At 74.5% G+C, this 19,453-nt stretch carries 17 protein-coding genes; 5 read left to right on the top strand and 12 right to left on the bottom strand.

The annotated features are described in order from the left end of the window. The first annotated feature begins 63 nt into the window (after positions 1-63). Both ACZ47G_RS19895 and ACZ47G_RS19890 read left to right on the top strand, forming a co-directional pair. Positions 64-507, top strand: a complete 444-nt coding sequence (locus ACZ47G_RS19895) for an acyl-CoA thioesterase (protein ID WP_188303386.1) — start codon at positions 64-66, stop codon at positions 505-507. A 70-nt stretch (positions 508-577) separates the two neighbouring features. Beyond that, the gene (locus ACZ47G_RS19890) at positions 578-1,270 is read left to right on the top strand and encodes a DUF8185 domain-containing protein (RefSeq protein WP_380463520.1); all 693 of its coding nucleotides are present in this window, start codon (positions 578-580) and stop codon (positions 1,268-1,270) included. A gap of 87 nt (positions 1,271-1,357) precedes the next feature. On the opposite strand, the gene ACZ47G_RS19885 is transcribed toward ACZ47G_RS19890, so the two are convergent. The 10 genes from ACZ47G_RS19885 to ACZ47G_RS19840 all read right to left on the bottom strand — a co-directional run bounded on the left by ACZ47G_RS19885 (position 1,358) and on the right by ACZ47G_RS19840 (position 14,612). Beyond that, a complete protein-coding gene (locus ACZ47G_RS19885; protein WP_380463518.1) occupies positions 1,358-1,762 on the bottom strand; it encodes a globin in 405 nt (134 codons plus the stop codon). An 88-nt stretch (positions 1,763-1,850) separates the two neighbouring features. Next, the gene (locus ACZ47G_RS19880) at positions 1,851-2,996 is read right to left on the bottom strand and encodes an ABC transporter permease (RefSeq protein WP_465744356.1); all 1,146 of its coding nucleotides are present in this window, start codon (positions 2,994-2,996) and stop codon (positions 1,851-1,853) included. Next, complete coding sequence (locus ACZ47G_RS19875; protein ID WP_465744354.1) at positions 2,993-3,910, bottom strand: ABC transporter ATP-binding protein; 918 nt, start codon at positions 3,908-3,910, stop codon at positions 2,993-2,995. The genes ACZ47G_RS19880 and ACZ47G_RS19875 overlap by 4 nt, the downstream gene beginning before the upstream one ends. Before the next feature lie 155 nt (positions 3,911-4,065). Next, positions 4,066-5,259 (bottom strand): FHA domain-containing protein, encoded by a 1,194-nt coding sequence (locus ACZ47G_RS19870; RefSeq protein ID WP_465744352.1) that lies wholly within the window; start codon positions 5,257-5,259, stop codon positions 4,066-4,068. Positions 5,260-5,332: 73 nt separating this feature from the next. Next, positions 5,333-6,688, bottom strand: coding sequence for a vWA domain-containing protein (locus tag ACZ47G_RS19865; protein ID WP_465744350.1), 1,356 nt, complete (start codon positions 6,686-6,688; stop codon positions 5,333-5,335). A 95-nt stretch (positions 6,689-6,783) separates the two neighbouring features. Then, positions 6,784-8,172 (bottom strand): protein phosphatase 2C domain-containing protein, encoded by a 1,389-nt coding sequence (locus tag ACZ47G_RS19860; RefSeq protein WP_465744348.1) that lies wholly within the window; start codon positions 8,170-8,172, stop codon positions 6,784-6,786. Between the two features lie 3 nt (positions 8,173-8,175). Then, on the bottom strand, positions 8,176-10,737 hold the full coding sequence (locus ACZ47G_RS19855) for a serine/threonine-protein kinase (protein ID WP_465744346.1): 2,562 nt from the start codon (positions 10,735-10,737) through the stop codon (positions 8,176-8,178). Between the two features lie 5 nt (positions 10,738-10,742). Beyond that, complete coding sequence (locus ACZ47G_RS19850; RefSeq protein WP_465744344.1) at positions 10,743-12,113, bottom strand: hypothetical protein; 1,371 nt, start codon at positions 12,111-12,113, stop codon at positions 10,743-10,745. Positions 12,114-12,310: 197 nt separating this feature from the next. Next, positions 12,311-13,282, bottom strand: coding sequence for a glutamate ABC transporter substrate-binding protein (locus ACZ47G_RS19845; RefSeq protein WP_465744342.1), 972 nt, complete (start codon positions 13,280-13,282; stop codon positions 12,311-12,313). Between the two features lie 16 nt (positions 13,283-13,298). After that, positions 13,299-14,612 carry a hypothetical protein gene (locus ACZ47G_RS19840; protein WP_465744340.1) on the bottom strand — a complete coding sequence of 438 codons (1,314 nt, stop codon included), beginning with the start codon at positions 14,610-14,612 and terminating at the stop codon, positions 13,299-13,301. Positions 14,613-15,092: 480 nt separating this feature from the next. Here ACZ47G_RS19840 and ACZ47G_RS19835 point away from each other — a divergent pair, with 480 nt between their 5' ends. Together ACZ47G_RS19835 and ACZ47G_RS19830 are read left to right on the top strand one after the other, a co-directional pair. Beyond that, positions 15,093-15,668 (top strand): nucleosidase, encoded by a 576-nt coding sequence (locus ACZ47G_RS19835; protein WP_465744337.1) that lies wholly within the window; start codon positions 15,093-15,095, stop codon positions 15,666-15,668. A gap of 47 nt (positions 15,669-15,715) precedes the next feature. Beyond that, on the top strand, positions 15,716-16,249 hold the full coding sequence (locus tag ACZ47G_RS19830) for a DinB family protein (protein WP_380463756.1): 534 nt from the start codon (positions 15,716-15,718) through the stop codon (positions 16,247-16,249). A gap of 131 nt (positions 16,250-16,380) precedes the next feature. Here ACZ47G_RS19830 and ACZ47G_RS19825 read toward each other — a convergent pair whose 3' ends face one another. Next, positions 16,381-17,313 carry a sigma-70 family RNA polymerase sigma factor gene (locus tag ACZ47G_RS19825; protein WP_465744335.1) on the bottom strand — a complete coding sequence of 311 codons (933 nt, stop codon included), beginning with the start codon at positions 17,311-17,313 and terminating at the stop codon, positions 16,381-16,383. Between the two features lie 135 nt (positions 17,314-17,448). Between ACZ47G_RS19825 and ACZ47G_RS19820 the strand changes: the two genes are divergently transcribed. After that, positions 17,449-17,970 (top strand): hypothetical protein, encoded by a 522-nt coding sequence (locus ACZ47G_RS19820; RefSeq protein WP_465744333.1) that lies wholly within the window; start codon positions 17,449-17,451, stop codon positions 17,968-17,970. A 47-nt stretch (positions 17,971-18,017) separates the two neighbouring features. On the opposite strand, the gene ACZ47G_RS19815 is transcribed toward ACZ47G_RS19820, so the two are convergent. Further along, positions 18,018-19,424 (bottom strand): aldehyde dehydrogenase family protein, encoded by a 1,407-nt coding sequence (locus ACZ47G_RS19815; RefSeq protein ID WP_465744331.1) that lies wholly within the window; start codon positions 19,422-19,424, stop codon positions 18,018-18,020. Between the last annotated feature and the right edge of the window lie 29 nt (positions 19,425-19,453).

Here is a 19,453-nt window from a genome sequence, read left to right as displayed (position 1 = left end):
TGCCGGGCCGCGGCCCGTCGCCGAGGTTCGGCGGCGGGCGACCGGACACCGAGGAGAACACCCGTGGCTCGCCACATCTACGCCTGCCCGCTGCGCTGGTCCGACATGGACGCCTTCGGGCACGTCAACAACGTGGTCTTCCTGCGCTACCTGGAGGAGGCCCGGATCGACTTCATGTTCACCCAGGCCGCCGAGGCCGGCGCCGGGGAGTTCGCGGGCGGTTCGGTGGTGGCCCGCCACGAGATCGACTACAAGCGTCCGCTGGTGCACCGGCCGGAGCCGGTCACCGTCGAGACCCGGGTGACGCGCATCGGCAGCGCCTCGCTGACCGTCTCCTACGACATCAAGGACGTCCACGAGGACGGCTCCGAGACGGTGTACGTCCGCGCCTCCACCGTGGTCGTGCCCTACGACCTGGCCGAGGGCCGGCCGCGTCGGATCTCACCGGTGGAGCGGGAGTTCCTCTCCCGTTTCATGGACGAGGCCCCGGTCGGCGCGGCAGTCTGAAAGTCCCCGGACCCCGAGTGCCAGGATCCCCGAGCACCCGGATCCCCGAACCGATTCGAGCTGAGCCGCGTTGACCGTCACCGCCCGCCTCGCCCTCACCGACACCGGTGAGGCCACCGACCTCTCCGCCTTCCTGCTGCGCCTGCTGCGTTTCGACCGGGCGGCGGCCGTGCGGCTGCAGGCGGTCGACCCGGCCGGGGCGGACGGCGTGCTGGCGGTCTTCGGGCGGCTGCCGCTGGGCGGTTCGGGCGCGCTGGCGATCCGTACGGCCCGGCTGAGCGGCCTGGACGAGCCGGTGGACCTGACCGTCTCGGCGGGCCAACTGCTGGACGGCGTGGACGCCGAGGCGGGCGCCGTCGCGCTGCCCGCGCCGGTGACCGGTCCGGCCTGGGCCGGGCTGCTGCCGCCGCGGGCCGGCTGGCGACCGGTCGGGGCCCCGCCGGTGGCCGAGGTGTACCCCGAACTGATGGCCGGGGTGCGGGAGTTCCGGGAGCGCACCGAGGCCGTCCCGGAGCACCACCGCAGCCGCGCGGTGCTGGACCGGCTGGCGGACGAGATCTGGTCCCGGCCGGTCGGCGTGCTGCCGGAGCTGCCGCTGCGCGCGGTGCACGCCGCGTACGTGATCGGCTTCCTGAAGCCCGGGGCCCCGCTCTCGGTGCACCGGGCGGGCGGCTGGCTGCGGCTGAGCGCCCCGGCGGGTTCGGTGGTGGTGCGGACGGCGGCCGCGCCGGGCGCGGGGCTGGGGCTCAGCCCGCTGCGGTGAACCGCCCGCTCAGCCCGCTGCGGTGAACCGCCCGCTCAGCCCGCTGCGGTGAACCGCCCGCTCAGCCCGCTGCGGTGAACCGCCCGCTCAGCCCGGGGTGTTGATCATCGAGGCGGCGGCGTAGGTCAGGTAGTCCAGCAGCTGCCGCTCGTGCTCGGCGGGCAGTTCCAGGCCGGCCACGGCGGCGCGCATGTGGGTGAGCCAGGCGTCGTGCGCGGCCTTGTCGACCTTGAACGGGGCGTGCCGCATCCGCAGCCGGGGGTGGCCGCGCTGCTCGCTGTAGGTGCGCGGGCCGCCCCAGTACTGCATGAGGAACAGCGCCATCCGCTCCTCGGCCGGGCCGAGGTCCTCCTCGGGGTACATCGGTCGCAGCAACTCGTCCTGGGCGATGCCCTCGTAGAAGCGGCGGGTCAGCAGCCGGAAGGTCGGCTCACCGCCGACCTGCTCGAAGAAGGTCTCCTCGCTGAACGTGCCTCGCCCGATCTCTGTCACCCGACCATGGTCGCAGACGCCGACGGGGTCGTACACCGGGACCAATGGCGTACGACCCCGTCGGGCCGGAGGTGTCAGGAGGGGAGGATCAGGCGTCTTCCCACTTGAACAGCTTCCAGGCGATGCCGGTCAGCACGGCCGCGAAGAGCAGCAGTCCGCCCATGGTCGGCAGGGCGTCGGTGATGCCGCCGCCGCGGGTCAGCACGGTCTGGGCGGTGTCGACCAGGTAGTGCAGCGGCATGACCTTGGAGACGGTCTGCAGCCAGCCGGGGGCGCCGTCCATCGGGAAGAACGAGCCGGACAGGAACGACATCGGCAGCACGATGATCTGCGAGATGCCGTTGGCCGCCTCCTCGGTCTTGGCGACCGAACCGGCCAGCAGGCCGATCGACATGAAGGCGAGCGTCGCACAGGCCACCAGCGGGAGGACCAGCCACCAGTTGCCGGTGAGCTTGAGCCCGAAGAAGCTGGTGGCGACCACCAGGAAGACGCTGGTCTGCAGGAACGCGGTGAGCAGCGAGACCAGGATCCGGGAGCTGACCACCGTGCCGGCGCTGATCGGCGCCAGCCGCAGCCGGCGCAGCACCTTGGACCTGCGCCAGTTGACCAGGGTCAGCGCGGCGCCGAAGACCGCGCCGGTGGCGACGGCCCAGCCGAGCAGGCCCGGGGTGAGGAACTGGATCGGCTTGAGCGACTTGTCCTCGACCTGCTGGGAGTCCAGCACGTAGGCGGCCGGCTGGTGGGTGGCCTGCTGGTTGGCCTCCTGGACGACCGAGTTGAGGATGCCCTGGAGCGCGCCGGCCCTGACCTGGTCGGCGGCGGTGTAGCGCAGCTCCACCGTGCCGTCCGGGCCCTGCTTGATCATCGCGTCGAAGTCGCCCTTGCGGACCTTCTCCAGCGTGCCGGCCTCGTCGTCGGTCCGGGTGATGGTGAGGACCTTGTCCAGGCCGGCCCGCTGGTCGCCCTGGATCGAGTCGAACAGCTTCACCGCGCCGACCTGGGCGACCTTGGCGTGCGGGCTGCTGGAGCCCTTGGTCACGGAGCCGAAGAAGACCAGGAAGACCAGCGGGAACAGCAGGATGAAGAAGGTCGCGGTGCGGTCGCGCTTCATCCCGAGCAGCATCGCGCGGGACAGGCTCCAGAAGGCGCTGACCCGCTCCCGTCCCTCGGCGGCGCCGGCCGAACCACCGCGCGGTGCGGGGGCCTTCGGCTCGGAGGACGTGGTGGCGGTCATGCGCGGAACTCCCGTCCGGTCAGCTGGAGGAAGACGTCCTCCAGGGTGGCGCCGCGCACTTCGAGGCCGCGCAGAGCGTTCTGCTCGGCGAGGACGCTGAGGACCGGGGCGGGCAGGCGGGTGGAGACGGAGAGCGAGACGGTGTCGTCCTCCAGGGTGGCGATGTCGGCGCCGGCGGCGGCCAGCAGTTCGCGGGCCCGCTCCAGCGGCAGCTGGCCGGAGGCCACGCTGATCCGCACGGTGTCGTCGATCTCGCGGATCAGCGCCGCCGGGGCGCCGGTGTGGAGGATCCTGCCGTGGTCCATGATCGAGACCCGGTCGCAGAGGACCTCGGCCTCGTCCAGGTAGTGGGTGGTCAGGACGACGGTGCGGCCCTCGGCGTTGATGTCCCGCAGCAGGTCCCAGAGGTTGCGGCGGGCCTGCGGGTCGAGGCCGGTGGTGGGCTCGTCCAGGAAGACGAGCTCCGGGTCGTGGGCCAGTGCGCAGGCGATCGACAGGCGCTGGGCCTGGCCGCCGGACATCTGGTCGGTGAGGGTCTCGGTCTTGTCGGCGAGGCCGACCCGCTCCAGCATCGCGTCGGCCCGCTTGGGGCCGACCCCGTAGAAGGACGCGAAGGTGCGGATGGTCTCCCGGGCGGTCAGTTTCCGGAAGAAGGCGGAGGCCTGGAACTGCACGCCGATCCGCGGCAGCAGTTTCGGATTGCGCGGCCAGGGCGCCATCCCCAGCAGTTCGACCCGGCCCTCGTCGGGCTTCCGGACCCCTTCCAGGATCTCCATGGTGGTGGTCTTCCCGGCGCCGTTCGGGCCCAGGATCCCGTAGAACTCGCCGGCCTCGACGGTGAGCGAAACCCCGTCGACGGCCTGCACATCCCCGTACCGCTGACGGATGCCGTCAGCGGATATTGCAGCAGTCATGAGGCCAGAGAATAGGGGTTTCGGAGCGTCTTGTGCACACCGGGGACGGGGATTTGTGGAATCCCTGAGGAAGTCGTGAAAGGCCGGGCCGGGCGGAATATCCGAATTCCGCCCGGCCCGGCCGGAGTTGTCGCTGACGCGTGCTCAGGAGCAGGTCAGGCGCGGTGCATCGTGATGGTGGTCCAGGCGCCGATGTGGATCCGGTCGCCGTCGTTCAGCGGTACGGCGGTGTGCGGGGAGATCGGTTCCGCGCCGCCGTTCACGGTGGTTCCGTTGGTCGAGTCCTGGTCGACCAGGACCCAGCTGCCGTCCGCCTGTTCGGCGAGCAGCGCGTGCTGGTGCGAGGCGCCCGGGTCCTCCGGCGGCACCGACAGGTCGATCTCCGGGACGGTGCCCCGGTGCTGGCTGCGCCGGCCGATCCGCAGCTGGCCGCGGCCGGTCAGCGGGATGCGGCGCTCGGGGCAGTACGGCGGGAAGAACAGGCCGGCCGCCTCGGGGCCGCTGCGGGCCATCATGTCGGTGAAGTAGTCGCGGTCGGCCGAGACCACCGCGATCCAGTTGGCCCGGACCGGCTCGGCCGGGACGCCCTCCGGCTGGGCACCCGGCTGGGGCTGCGGCGGGGCCAGGTGGAAGGAGGTGCCGAAGTCGCCGCCGCGGTTGTTCGGGCCGGGGCCGGCCGGCTGGGCGTACACCGGGCCGGAGTCCTCGCGGACCGGGGCCTCCGGGAAGGCGCCCTCCGGCGGCGGGTAGCCGTAGGTGTGGGGGTACTCCGGCTGCTGCGGGTACCCCGGCTGCTGCGGCTGCTGCGGCTGCTGCGGCTGGTGGGGCTGCGGCGCCCCGGGCGGACCGGGCGGGGCCTGCGGCGGCTGCGCGGGGCCGCCGTAGGCCGCCGGGATGTTCAGCGGCGGGGGCTGGGCCGGGCCGGGCGCGGGTGCGGCGCCGCCGCCGGCCGGCACCTGGCGGCGCGAGGGGGTGGACAGCTCGTAGTCGTAGCCGCACTCCTCGCAGAACCGGCCGGTCTGCGGGCTGCGGCAGATCGGGCAGAGGGCCAGGCCCTCGGTGAGGCCGTGCGGCGCCCCGGGCGGCGGGTAGCCGCCGGGCGGGGGGAACGCCCCGGGCGGAGGCGGCGGGACGGCCCCCGGGTGGGTCGGCGGCCCGGGCGGCGCGCCGAAGGCGGCACCGCCGTGCTGCGGGTACCCGGCGGGTGCGCCGGGCGCGGGGTCGGCCCCGGGCGCGCCCGGGTACCCCCCGTGGGCGCCGGGTGCCGGGACCGGTGGAGTCATCGGGAAGCCGCAGAAGTCGCACCAGTCCTCGGCCTGCGACTCGTGGCCCCTCGGGCAGATCGGCATCAGGTCCCCCTCGTTTCGGGCCGGTGCGGTGCGGCGTGGCGCCGGGCGGCCGGCCCGATCACGTTTTCAGCGGTCACTTCTTCACACGTACCGTCTTGGTCGACCGGGTCTCAAGGGTCATCGAGTCGGCCTCGCTCACGTTCTTACGGAACCGAACCGTACCCTCCTTCGGGTCCACCACGTCCACCACCTTCTGCAGCAGCTTGAAGGTGCCGTCGTTGCCGGTCGCGTGGGCGATCCGGACGGCGGCGCCCAGCTTGGCGGTGGCGGTGTCGACGTCCCCGGCGCGGTGGGCCTCCAGGCCCTCCTGGATGGAGGAGGCGAGTTCGGCCTGCCCGGTGTAGTGGGCGACCTGCGGGCTGATCCGGGTGGAGGAGGCCAGGTCGTCCGTCCAGACGGCCTTGACCAGGCCCTGGCCGAGCACCTCGGGGGTGCCGCCGCCGACCTGCGGGGGCAGCACCAGGCTGATCCGGGCGGCGAGCATCTCGTTGCCGACCGAGGCGGCCGGGACCTCGACGCAGACGTGGTAGTCGCGGCTCTCGTCGCCCCAGGAGCCGGTGGGGTAGTCGCCGGCCCGGGGGCCGGACTCGGTGCGGCGGCCGGTGAGGTCCTCGACCGCGGGGGCGACCTGCTTGACGAACTTGACCGCGGCGTTGGCCGGGGTCCAGATCCGCAGGGCGACGTCGGCGACCTGCTTGCCCATCGCGCCGGTCATCATCGAGCGGAAGTCCTCGGCCAGGCCGGAGGGCTCGGCGACGATGTCGGTGGTGCCGAGCAGCGCGGAGGAGATCTTGCGCAGCTCGTCGATCCGCCAGTCGGTGCCGACGCCGCGGCAGTCGGCGGTGAAGTGGCCGGTGACCCGCTCGATGTTGCGGGCGAGGTCCTCCGCCGACTCGTGCTCGTTGTTGCCGTCGGTGAGCAGGATGGCGTGCCGGATGGCGATGTCGCGGCGGGTGAGGAAGAGCTTGTCGGCCTTGGCCAGCCAGGTGCCCATCGCGGTGCCGCCGGCCGCGGTGAGGCGGCGCAGCGATTCCTTGGCCTGCTCCCGGGTGCTCGCCGAGGCGGTGGCCAGGGTGCCGTCGCCGGGGTAGATGTCGCGGGCCTCGTGGGTGCCGGCCACCACGGCGAAGGCGGTGCCGTCGCGCAGGGCGTCGATGGCGGCGGCGGTGGCCTCGCGGGCGCCGTTGATCTTGGTCTTGGGGTAGTCCATCGAGCCCGAGCAGTCGACCAGGATCACCACCGCGGCATTGGCGTCGCCGCCCGGCCGGCCGGCGTCGGTGATCCCGAGCGGACGGCCGCCGGACGTGCCGCCGCCGGTGGAGGTGACGGTGACGATGGCGTTGACCTCGCGGGCGCCGTCGGCCAGGTACTCGTTCTGGAAGATCTCCACGTCGAACCTGGGCAGGTTCGGCTTCGCCAGTGTTGCCATGGGGCGGTGGCTCCCGTCGGGTCAGGGGTGGATGCGATCGGGTCTCGGGGGTGGTCCGGCGGACGGGGGCCGTCGGGCCGTTCGCGTCGGGCCGGTCAGGCCGTCGGCGGGTGCGGCGGCTGCGGCGGGACGGGCGGCGCCACAGGCGGTGCGGGCGGTGCGGGCGGGACGGCCGGGGGCGCGGGCGGGGCCGGCGGGACGGGCGGCGCGGTGGCCGGGACCGGCGGGGCCGGGGGCAGCGGGGCGGCGGGGGAGCCGATCACCGGGAGGTCCGGCAGGGTCGGGTCGTGGTCCTCGTCGTCCCCGGGGGCGGCGGCCGGGATACCCGCGGGGGTACCGGCCGGGGCGCCTGCCCGGGCGGCCTGGGCCTCCGCCGGGGCGATCACCTTCAGGTCCAGCGCGGTGGGCGTCTCCTCGATCTCCGCCAGCGTGGCGGCGGACGGCTCGATCGGCAGCACCGCGACGGTGATGTTGTCGTGCCCGCCGGCCGCGACCGCGAACTTCACCAGGGTCTGCGCCGTGGCGAGCGGTTCGGTGCGGGCGTCCGGCCGGACGTAGTAGGCCAGGTCGGTGGCCGCCTCGGCGTAGTTCCACAGCCCGTCGGTGCAGATCAGCAGCACTCCGGGGACGTGCGGGGTGAAGTCGAGGGTGTGCGGCACGACCTCCTCGGCGTCGGCGCCGAGCCAGCCGGTGATGGCGTGGGCACGCGGGTCGGAGTAGGCCTCGGCCTCGCCCATCAGCCCGGCCTCGACCATCCGGGCCGCCCAGGAGTCGTCCTGGGTGAGCCGGAAGGGTTCGGCGCCGGTGCGGTCGTCCGGGATCCAGTACGCCCGGGTGTCGCCCACCCAGCCGATGGTGACCCGGCCGCCCGCCGCTATGGCGCTGACGTAGGTGCAGGCGGGTGCGTTGAGGTCGGGGCGGGTCGGGCCGGCGCCGTCGGTGGCGAGGTCGGCGACGGCCTTGGCGGCGTCGGCGATCGCCGCGCGCATCGCCTCCTCCGGGTCCCGGCCGGCCTCCAAGGAGGTGAGCAGGGACTCCGAGGCGGCGTCGACGGCGGTCTCGGAGGCCTCGTCCGGGCGGTCGGAGGAGGAGACGCCGTCGCACACCACGGCGACCACGACGGGCTCCCCGCCGGGCAGCGAGGTGGCGGCGACGGTGAAGGAGTCCTCGTTGCGGTGGTGGCGCACGCCGCGGTCGCTGACCCCGGCGACGCCCCCGAGGGCCTTCTCCATGTGGTCGCGCGGGCGCGGCTGGGCGCTGCCGCAGCCCTCGCAGTAGCCGTCCTCGGTGACCTGCGGCTGCCCGCAGTGCACGCAGACCGGCCCGCGCTGCGGCGGGACGGCCTCACCGCGGGCGGCGGCCCAGCTGGCGGGCATCGCGCCCGGGGCCGCCCGGCCGTCCCGGCCGGCCCCGCAGCGCCCGCAGTAGGCGTCCTCACGGTCCATCGGCTCGGAACAGCTCGGGCACTCGGTCTGCTGCGGCATCGGTTACACCCACGTCCTGGGGCGGGCCCGGTTGGCCCGTTCCACCATCTCGATCCTGGTCTCGGCCCGGTCGGCCAACCGGGCGAGTACCCGGTAGGACTGTTCCAGGGCGAAGCGCAGTTCCCGCTCGACGGCGGGACGTCCCAGTACCACCAGGTCGGCGCCCTGCGGGGCACCGGCCGAGCCGGCGCCGACCCAGCCGAGGGCCGCGCCGAGCACCTCGACGGAGAGCTCCTCGCGGCGGCGGTCGTCCAGCCGCAGCGCGGTCAGCTGGTCGGAGCCGGCGGCGAGGTCGGTGGCGAGCGGCTCGGTGGCGGCCCGTTCGCGCAGCCGGGCGCGGACGGCGGCGATCCGGGCGGCGGTGTACTGGCTGGAGGTGGCCGGGACGGACTCCAGCACGCGCACCGCGCCGGGCCGGTCGTCCCCGGCGAGGCGGACCCGGGCCAGGCCGAAGGCGGCGCTCAGGTAGGAGTGGTCGGTGGTCCAGACGAGCCGGTAGAACTCGGCCGCGTCGCCGCCGTCGTCGAGCAGTTCGGCGCAGATGGCGAGGGCGAGCTTGGGCGCGGCCTCGCCCGGGAAGGCGTCGTAGACCGCGTCGAAGGCCTCGGCGGCCGCTCGAAGGGCTGTGATTCGCCCGCTCGCCTCCGGGTGACCCGGTGCTCGGGGCGTGCCGGAGTCGTCGGCGGCCGCGACCAGGGCGACCAGCCCGCGGTACCAGACCACCCGCCAGTCGTCCGGGTGGTCCTGCTCCAGCACGGCGAGCGCGTTCACGGCCGTGTCGTGGCGGCCGAGTTCGAGCAGGGCGCGCAGTTCGCGCAGCCGGCTCTCGACCGAGACGGCGGGGGCGCCGCCGAGGGCGGCGAGCGCCTCCTCGGGGTCGGTGGCGAGCAGGGTGGCGAGGAAGCCGGCGTTGGGGTCGCCGGGGTCGACCCGGGGGACGGGCAGCGCCAGGGCGGCGGCGGAGGGGGACAGGGCGGCCACCCGGAGCTGTCCGGGGTGGTCGGTTGGCAGCACCAAGTCGGTGTCCACGACGCGCAGTTCGGGGCCGAACAGGGTGGACGGCGCGGGGCGGGGCCGCTCGTCCTGGAGGGCCAGGATCTCCCGCAGCACGCCGGTGAGCTGGTCGGCCATCTCCTCGGCGGAGGAGAACCGGCGGGCCGGGTCCGGGTCGGTGGCGCGGACCAGGAAGCGGTAGTACGACTCGTACTTCGCGAAGACCTCGACGTCCTCGGGCCCGGGCAGGGTTTCGCGGTAGGTGGTGCTGTAGCCCTGGAAGTCGAAGGTGAGCACCGCGAGGGTGCGGGCCACGGTGTAAAGGTCGGAGGCGGGGGAGGGGCCGTGGGTGGCGATCTCCGGGGCCTGGTAGCCGACGGTGCCGTAGATCGCGCCGTCGTGGTCGAGGCGGCAGACCGCGCCCATGTCGATGATCTTGAGCGCGTCGCCGCTCTGGATCACGTTGTCGATCTTGAAGTCGCAGTAGATCAGGCCCCGGCTGTGCAGGTACCCGAGCGCGGGCAGCGCCTCCAGCGCGTACGCGATCGCCACCTCCACCGGCAGCGGCTCGCGCCGCCCGTCCGGGGTGCGGCGGTCGTTGGCGATGTCCTTGAGCGACTTGCCGCCGACGTACTCCATGACGATGTAGCCGTCGGTGGAGCCGGAGTTGATGTCCAGGTGCTCGGCGAAGTTGATGATCCGGACGATGTTCGGGTGGTCCACCTCGGCCAGGAAGCGCCGCTCGGCGACCGCCGCGGCGAGCGCGTCCTCGTCCCCGGTGTTCAACAGGCCCTTGAGGACGACCCACTTGTCGTTGACCCGGCGGTCTATGGCCAGGTAGATCCAGCCGAGCCCGCCGTGCGCCAGGCAGCCCACCACCTCGTACTGCCCGCCGACCAGGTCGCCGCGGCGCAGCTTGGGCGTGAAGGAGTACGGCGTGCCGCACTTGGTGCAGAAGCCGTCCGGGCGGCCCGGCTGGCCGTTCTTCTCCCGGCCCACCGGGGCCTCGCACTTGGAGCAGTACCGCTTGCGCTCGGGCACCTCGGGGTTGGCCAGCACCGCCTGCGCCGGGTCGGCCGTCGCCACGGTCGGCACGGTGACCAGCCCGGCGCCCAGTCGGTTGCGGGTGCCGGCGCTGACGCTGCCCCGGGTGGAGCGCACCGAGACCGAGCGGCTGCTGCCGGTGCGGGTCGAGCGGTGCGAGCGGGAGCGGCCGGACATCGAGCGGGCGGAGCCGGTGCGGGCCGACAGCGAGCGGACCGAGCCGCTGCGGGCGGAGTCCGGGGCGACCCGCGCGGACGGCACGTGGGGCTGGGTGATGCCGGTGTCCGCGCCGGGCGGGGTGAGCCCGCACTCGTCGCAGTAGCCGTCCGCGTCGATGCGGCCGGAGCAGTCCCGCGGGCACGGCGAGCCGGGACCGGCGGCGGTCGGCGGCGGCGGGGCCGCCGTGCCGGCGGACGCCGGGGCGACCGCCGTGGCCCCCACCGGGGTCAGCCCGCACTCGTCGCAGTAGCCGTCCGCGTCGATCCTGCCGCTGCCGGAGCACCCCGGCCGTACGCACGTCTCGCCCATCAACCTCAGCCCCCCTGTACCTGTCCGTCGACCGGCGTCTGGCCGGTCGTCCCGTGTGCCTGCGCGCCCTCCGCGGCCTCGCTCTGGGCCGGGCGCAGCGACTGCTGGAAGCGGGCCACCGCGGCGGCCGCCGCCCGCAGGTCGCAGGGCGCGCTCCACAGCAGCCAGCGCGCCTTCTCGTACCGTTCGATCACTTCCGGGTCCTCGGCGACCCGCATCCGGGCCGCCATCGCCTTGTAGGCGTCCAGCCGGCCGCGCAGTTCGGCCCGGACGGCCAGCGGCTGGGTGACCTCGGTGAGCGAGTGCCGGGCCCGGGCCAGCTCCTTGGCGGCGGCGTCCTCCAGGGCGTCCAGCAGCGGAGCCAGCCGGCCCCACTGCCCGGCCTGGCGCAGGTCCAGGGCGGTGACGATCCGTTCGCGCAGCGCCGAGGCCGGGCCGGGCACCGCGGGGACGTCGCTGGCCGCTATCTTCGCCAGCACCTCGCCGCGGGCCCGGCGGGCCTCGGCCAGGGTGGCGTCGGCCCGCTGGAGCAGGTCGCCGACGCCCTGCAGCCGCTCCTCGGCGTCGTCGCGCAGCCGCAGCAGGTTCTCCAGCTCCAGCCGGATGCCGTCCAGTGCCCGCCCGGCCCGGTCGAAGCGCTCGGTGTCGACCACCCCGGCGGCCGAGGCGAAGGCCTCGCCGTCGGGCACGGTGCCGCGTTGGGCGGGCACCCGGGCCGGGCGCCACAGCGCCAGCGGGTCCTCCCGGACCTCGGTGCGCAGCTCGGTGAGGTCGTGTCCGAGCCCGGTCAGGTCGTCGCCCAGCGGGTGGCTGCCGGTGCGCACGCCGAGCGAGGCGGCCAGGGTCCGCACCCGGTGCAGTTCGGCGAGCAGCAGGTCGATCCGGGCCGGCAGCGCCGACCAGACCGCGTCGGCGGCGCTGACCACCTCCAGCACGGTGGCGTACCAGGAGTTCATCCGGGCCATCAGCGCGTCCAGGCTGATCCGCTCGACCAGCTTGGCGGGCGCGCCCAGCAGTTGCGGCCCGTCCGGCAGCGCGCCGCCGGGGACGGTCACCGCGTCGCCGGTCAGCAGCTCGCTCAGCTCGGCGAGTTCGGGACCGCCGGGCTTGGCCTTGCGGGCCCGGACGGCGCGGGCCGAGGCGAGCGCCTCGGAGTAGCGGTCGAACAGCGCCCAGAGCAGCGGCAGGCCCTTGCCGGCGACCGACCAGCGCTCCAGGGTGCGGCCGGACAGCCCGGCGCCCTCCAGCAGCCGCAGGCCCGGGTGGTCCTGCAGGGCGAGCAGCGCCGACTCGACCGCGTCCCGCTCCGCGCCGAGGCGCGCGAGCGCGCGGTCCACCTCCTCCCGGCTCAGTACCGGGCCAGCCGATGCCGCCACCGCGGTGTCCTTCCTTCCCTCGCGTGCGACGCCGTCGCGTACGACGTGCGGCCCACGACAACCCCCGTGCCCACCACCGGTCTCCCCGTGGTGATCGTCCCGAACCCTAGCCGGTGGCCGTCCGGGCGGTGCGGGCGCGGGGCGTCAAGACGGCGTCAACGTCCCGCGTCCGTGGTGCTCCGTGCGCGATGCGGCGCTCAGTGCGGAACGGGCCAGTAGTGCTCGGCGTCGTTCAGCATGTACGGCTTCAGCCAGCGGTCGTAGCTGCGGCCCCAGTCGCCGCTGCCGTGGTAGTCGGCCAGCACCTGGTTGACCCGGGCGGTGAGGTCCGGGCTGCTCTTGAGCATGGCGACGCCGATCACCTCCGGCTGCACGTCGCCGTCCACGATCCGCACGGTCTGGTCCTGGGCGGCCTGGCCGGCCGCCAGGCCGTCGTCGGTCATGGTGGCGTCGACCTTGCCGAGCTGCATCAGGACCAGGCAGTCCAACTGGTTCTCGACGACCGTCAGCTGCGCCTTGGCGTCCTTCTTGGCGCCCTTGGCCGGGTCCATCACGTCGGCGGCCGTGGACCCCTTGGCGACGCAGACGTTCCTGCCGGCGATCGCCTCGTCCAGGTTCTTCGCCTGGGAGGTCTTCGGCACCAGCACCCGCTGGGAGATGCTGAAGTACGGCTTGGAGAAGGCGACGTCCTGCATCCGCTTGCAGTTGACGGTCATGGTGCGGACGATCAGGTCGACCCGGCCCTTCTGCACCGCGTCGACCCGGTCCGCGGTGGCGACCGGCTTGAGCACCACCTTGTCCGGGTCGCCCATGATGGCGGTGCCGATGGCCCGGGCGAGGTCGATGTCGAAGCCCTCGATCTGGCCGGTGTTCGGGTTGCGGGCGCCCCAGCGGTAGCTGTTCTGGTCCACGCCGATCACCAGGCTGCGCTTGGCCTTGATGGCCTTCACCGCCGGGCCGTCGGCCGAACTCGGCGGCACGCTGCTGTAGATGTCGCAGGTGTCGGACTGGTCCTGGGTCTGCTGGACGGCCTGCGGCGCGTTCCGCGGCGCGGCGGTCGCGGCGGCCGGCGCGGCGCCGGACGGTCCGCCCCCGCCGAGCACGGCCGCGCAGGCCGCCAGCACTGCCAGCGCCGCGGCGCTCCTGGTCGGTACGGTCCTCGTGCGCATCGTCGTGTTCCCCCCTCTACCGGTACTCGGCGAGTCGTCGGCCCAGGCCCCGCAGCGCGGCCGCCGCGGCCACCAGGCCCAGCACCGCGGCCGCGCCGGCCGCGAGGCGGAGGTCCCCGGCGGTGCCGTCGGCGGCGGCGTCGAACCGGGCCTGCTCGGCGTCGGCGGCCTGGGCGAGCGCCCGGTCGGTGGCGTTGAAGGCGGCGTCGGCGGTGTTGGTGGTGTCGGTGGCCGACACCGTCGCGTTCAGGGCGCCCTGGTAGTCGGCGTTGTCGACCTCGGCGGTGCGCGCGGCGCGGTACCGGTCCTGCCAGACGTCGTACTGGTCGGCGGCGGTGGCCAGCGACCGGCTCGCGGCGGCGGGGGCGAGGATCAGGGCGTTGGAGAGCGTGCCGGCGCGGTCGCGCATCGGGGTGCTCTTCTCGGCCGTTCCGGCCAGGCGCTTGGTGAGGTCCGTGTACTGGGTGGCGTAGGTGGCGGTGGAGCCGCGCGCGACCAGGTTCAGGTTCTCCGCCAGCCGGGCCGTCAGCACGTCCACCCGGGCCGAGTTGAGCGCCCGCAGCGGGTTGGCCCCTTCGAGGTCGCTCTTCTCCAGCGCCGAGCCGGTGGTCAGCCCGGCCACGGCGAGCCAGAGCGTGCCGGCCAGGACGGCGGCGGTGGCGCCCACCAGACCGATGTTGAACACCCGGTTGGTGCGGCGGAACAGGGTCAGCTGCACCCAGCCCAGCGCGGCCAGGGTGAGCACCGCCAGGCCGTACGCGCCCCAGGGCGTCGACCGGGCCGCGGCGTAGTCGTTCACCAGCTCGTGGTTCTCGATGGTGTTCAGCTCGGCGGCGGCCGGCAGCAGCACGGTCTGCATCTGCTCGGAGGCGTACCGCAGGTAGGCGCCGCCGAGCGGGATGCCCTGCCGGTTGTCGGCCCGCGCGGATTCCACCAGACCGGCGTACACCGGGAGTTGCTGGTTCAGTCGGCTGAGTGAGTCCTGCGCCGGGGAGGTCGCGGTGGTGCGGGCGGCGGCCTGGGAGATCAGCTTGGCGGCCTGGGCGAGGTCCTGCTCGTAGCGGGCCCGGACGTCCTTCGGCTCGGCGCCGGCCAGCAGGAAGCCGGAGGCCGCGGTGGTGGCGGCGTCGGCCAGCGAGCGGTGGATCTCGGCGGCGTCCCGGCTGAGCGGCTGGCTGTACGAGACCACCCGGTCGGCGGCCTGCGCCCTGGTCTCCAACTGCCAGGCGGTGAGCCCGCCGAAGGCCACGGTGAGCACCGCGAGCACCACCCCGGCCAGCCGCAGCCGGCCCGGGGCCGTACGGGTGGCCTGCGCCAGCCGGGCGCGCACGCCCCGCTCCGGCACCCCCGCCCGGGGGCGACGCGCGGGCGATCCGGAGCCGGGCCTCGCCGCGGGCACCCCGCGGGGCGGCGCCCCCGGGGCCGGCGGAACGCCGTACGGTGCCGCCGCACCCCCGTACGGCGCCGCGGCCGGCCCGGCCGGTGGCGTGCCCGGCCGGGCCGGGACCGGTGCGCCCGGTGCGCCGTTGCCTACTGGTGTTGCCACCCGCCTCATCCTCCCCTGGGGCCGGCCCGACACCCGGGGCCCGACCGATGGCAGCAGTATGGCCGTGACTTCCTCCGGCCACACCCGACTTGCGCCGATCTTGAGCATGTCGTGCACGGTTTCCGCACGCTCTCGTACGGCTTGTACCGGTCCGGCCGGGCCGACGGAGAGGTGGCGATCCGTGCGACGCCCGCGGCGCCCCGAGCGGTTCCGCGCCGCGCTGATCCCGGGCCCGGCACCCCTGCGCTCCGTACCATGGGCCCCATGCGACTGCTTGGAACGATCTCGCCCGACCGCCCGCTGCTCGTCGTCGCGGTCCGCGAGGAGGCCGCCCACCTCGACGACCGGCTGCCCGTGCTGCTCACCGGGATAGGGAAGGTCAACGCCACGGCGGCCCTGGCCACCGTGCTCGCCCAGGGCGAGCGGCCCTCCGAGGTGATCAACCTCGGCACGGCCGGCGCGCTGCGCCCAGGCTGGGAGGGCATGCACCACGTCGTCCAGGTGATCCAGCACGACCTGAACACCACGGCCCTGCGGCAGCTCACCGGCCGCAGCTACGGCGCCCCGCTGGTGGTCGGCCGGGGCGACGGCCCGGTGCTGGCCACCGGCGACCTGTTCGTCGAGGACCCGGCCGCCAAGGCCCGGCTGGCCGAGCACGCCGACCTGGTCGACATGGAGGGCTACGCCGTCGCCGCCGTCGCCCACCGGGCCGGGGTGCCGGTGCGGCTGGTCAAGTACGTCAGCGACGAGGCCGGGGACGGCGCGGCCCACAGCTGGCGGGAGTCGGTGGACGGCTGCGCCCGGCACCTCGCGGACTGGGTCCGCGCACAGGGCTGGTGACCGATAGTCGGGTGCGTCCGGCCGGTTCCGCTGGTTACGGTGGCGCGGTGACCGACAACACCGCGCCCCGGGGCGCCGCGCCGAGCAAGCTCTCCGACAACCGCCCGCCGACGCTCAACGCCGACGAGCGGACCACCCTGCTGGCCTTCCTCGACTACCTGCGGGAGGGCGTGATCGGCAAGCTGGACGGCCTCGGGGACGAGGACGCCCGGCGCCCCGGCGTCGCCTCCGGCACCAGCCTGCTCTGGCTGGTCCGGCACCTGACCGTGGTCGAGCTCAACTGGCTCGAGTACGCGTACGGCGGGCAGGGGGACGCGCCACTGGACAGCGACGACTTCCGGTCGGCCGAACTGACGGTGGAGGCGGCGGTCGCCGACTACCGGGAGGCGATCGCCCGGGCCAACGCGGTGGCCGCGGCCGCCCCCGACCTGGACCGTCCGGGCGCGCGCTCGCTGCGGCCCGACGCCGCCGAAGGGCCGTCGCTGCGCTGGGTGCTGGTGCACATGATCGAGGAGACCGGGCGGCACGCCGGGCACGCGGACATCATCCGCGAGCAGCTGGACGGGGCCGTCGGGCGCTGAGCTCGTTCCCCGGGCGCTGAGGCCTGCGGGCGTCCTGCGGCGCTGAGGTCTGAGGCCGTCCTGTGGGTGCCGAGGTCTGAGGCCGTCCTGTGGGCGGGGGCGGCCCGCCCCCGCCCGCAGGGGGCCGGTCGTCAGTCCCGGAACGCCGACAGGTCGAAGGCCGCCAGCCGTTCCTGGTCGAGGAGCACCTCGATCTCCGCGATCGCGCCGGCCACCACGGTGAACGCCATGATCGACAGCGCCCGTCCGTTGTCGCCGATGACCACCGCGCCAACGGTGCCGTTGACCAGCGCGGGACGGGCGAACGGCGACAGCCTGCCCCACAGCACGGCCTGCCCGGCCACCGTCGCGGCGCCGGCGAGCACCACGGTGTGCCGGGCCTGCCCGGCCCCGCCGTCCGAGCGCAGCACCACGTCCGGGTCGAGCACGGCCAGCAGCGCCGCCAGGTCGCCGGTGCGGGCGGCGGCGAAGAAGGCGTCCACGGCCACCCGCTGGCGGCCCAGGTCCGGATCCGGCACGGGCCGCCCCTGCACCTTGCGGCGGGCCCGGCTGGCCAGTTGACGGGTGGCGGCCGAGGTCTTCTCGATCAGCGGGGCGATCTCCTCGAAGGGCACCGCGAACAGGTCGTGCAGCACGAAGGCGACCCGCTCGGCGGGCGACAGCGACTCCAGCACCACCATCAGCGCCAGGCCGACCGAGTCCGCGAGCATCACCTCCTGCTCCGGGTCGACCACCCCCTCGCGGCGCAGCAGCGGGTCCGGAATGCGCTCGGGGCCGCCCTCGCCGCCCGGACCGGTCGGCCGCAGCGGCCCCTCGCGGCGGGCGGCGCGGTCGCGCAGCAGGTTCAGGCAGACCCGGGAGACCACGGTGGTCAGCCAGCCGCCGAGGTTGGCCACCTCGGCGGTGTCGGCGCGGTCGTACCGCAGCCAGGCCTCCTGGAGCGCGTCGTCGGCCTCGCTGATCGAGCCGAGCATCCGGTACGCGACCGCGCGCAGGTGCGGGCGGTGCTCCTCGAAGAGCGCGGTCCGGGCAGATCTGTCGTCCACCGTGTCAACTTCCTTCATCGCCTCGGGCCGGCCTCGGACCGGTCTCGGGGCCGGTCTCGGGTCAGGGCAGCGGAAGCCAGCCAACAGCGGGGCGACGCGGAGATCAACTCCCGGAGGGCGGAGTTGTCGTGGGGGCCTCGTAGGGTGGCCGCCATGTCGTTCCTCACGCGCCTCCGGGCCACCCCCGCCACCGTCGACTACCTGCTCTGGCCCGGGGACTTCTCCCTCGACGCCTACTCGCACGTGGAGGAGGTCGTGCTCGCCTCCGGGGAGGCCCTGGAGGAGGTCGCCAAGTGCGGCGCGGGCGGCACCTTCTTCCTGTGCGGTGACGGCGGCGACGAGCGGCCCGTCCTCTACGCCGACTCCGAGGGCGGCGCGGCGCTGCTGGCCGTCGGGCTGGAGGAGATGGTCCGGCTGCTGCTGGCGGTGCCGTGGTGGCGGGACTGTCGGCGGCTGACCGAGGAGGAGAGCGCGGCGGCGGCCGAGGACTACCTGGCGGACGAGCCCGAACTGCTCGCCGACCGGGACGCGGCCGCCGCCGCGATCGGGCTCCACGTGCCCACCGTGGCCGAGGCCCTGGCGCGGCTGCGGGAGGTCGCCTTCGGCCTCGGGCCGTCGTACGTGCTGCTCAACGCGGTGGAGGGGAACGCGTACGAGCCGCTGTTCCGGGCGTAGGGCCGCCGGTCCGGCGGGTCGGAGGATTCAGAGGATGGCGGAGGATCTCAGAGGAGGCGGCGCAGGAGGCGGGACTTGAGCGGGGTGAAGGGCGGGTAGGCGGGGCGGAGCGGGTCGGCGAGGAGGGGCTTGTCGAGCACGGACTTGGTGTGGCTGAAGGTGTCGATGGAGTGGCTGCCGTGGTACCGGCCGAGGCCGCTCTCGCCGACGCCGCCGAACGGCAGGCCGGGGACGACGATGTGGGCGTTGGGGACGCCGAACGCCAGGGCGCCGGAGGAGGTTTCGGTGGTGAGGCGGCGCTTGGTGGCGGCCGAGGCGGTGAAGGCGTAGAGGGCGAGCGGCTTGTCGCGGGCGGTGATGAAGGCGATCGCGGCGTCCAGGTCGGGGACGCGGAGGATCGGCAGGACGGGGCCGAAGATCTCCTCGCGCATCACCGGGGCGTCCGGGTCGACGTCGGCGAGGACGGTGGGGGCGAGGTAGCGGTCGGCGCGGTGGTGGTCGCCGCCGGTGACCAGCCGGCCGTCGGCGAGCAGGGCGGTGAGGCGGTCGAAGTGCCGCTCGTTGACGATCCGGCCGTAGTCGGGGCTGTGCGCCGGCTCGGCGCCGTACATCTCCCGGATCGCGGCGGTCAGTTCCGCTTCGAGGGTGGGCGCGGTGTCGCCGATGGCCAGGACGTAGTCGGGGGCGACGCAGGTCTGGCCGGCGTTCATGAACTTGCCCCAGGCGATCCGTCGGGCGGCCGTGGCGAGGTCGGTGCCGGGCTCGACGACGACCGGGCTCTTGCCGCCCAACTCCAGGGTGACGGGGGTGAGATGACGGGCGGCGGCGGTCATGACGATGTGGGCGACGGTGCCGTTGCCGGTGTAGAAGACGTGGTCGAAGCGCTGGTCCAGCAGGGCGGTGGTCTCCGGCACGCCGCCCTCGACGACGGCGACGGCCTGCCGGTCCAGGGTGCGGGGCAGCCAGTGGGCGATGGCGGCGGCGGTGGCGGGGGCGAGTTCGCTGGGCTTGACCACCGCGCAGTTGCCGGCGGCGAGCGCGCCGACCAGCGGGGAGAGGGCGAGCTGCAGCGGGTAGTTCCACGGGCTGATGATCAGCACGGTGCCCAGCGGTTCGCGGACCGTACGGGCCCGGGCCGGCTGCAGGGCGAGCGGCACCGGGATGCGGCGCGGGCGCAGCCAGCCGTCGAGGTGACGCAGGGTGTGGTCGATCTCGTTGAGGGTGAAGCCGATCTCGGTGGTGTAGGCCTCGGCGGCGTTCTTGCCGAGGTCGGCGTGCAGGGCGGCGGTGAAGACGGCCTCCTGCTCGACCAGCAGGCGGCGCAGGGCGCGGAGTTGGGCCTTGCGCCAGGCGAGCGGCTTGGTGCGGCCGGTGGCGAAGGCGGCGTGCAGGCGGGAGACGGTGGCGGCGGCTTCGTCGCTGCCGGTGGACGTGGCTTCGGCGGAGAGGCTCATGCCGTCGAGCATAAACGAAACGAAACGAT

The sequence above is a fragment of the Kitasatospora sp. NPDC030952 genome (genome assembly GCF_055571335.1).
Note: the sequence above shows the minus strand (reverse complement) of the source record. Positions and strands in the feature narration are given on the sequence as shown.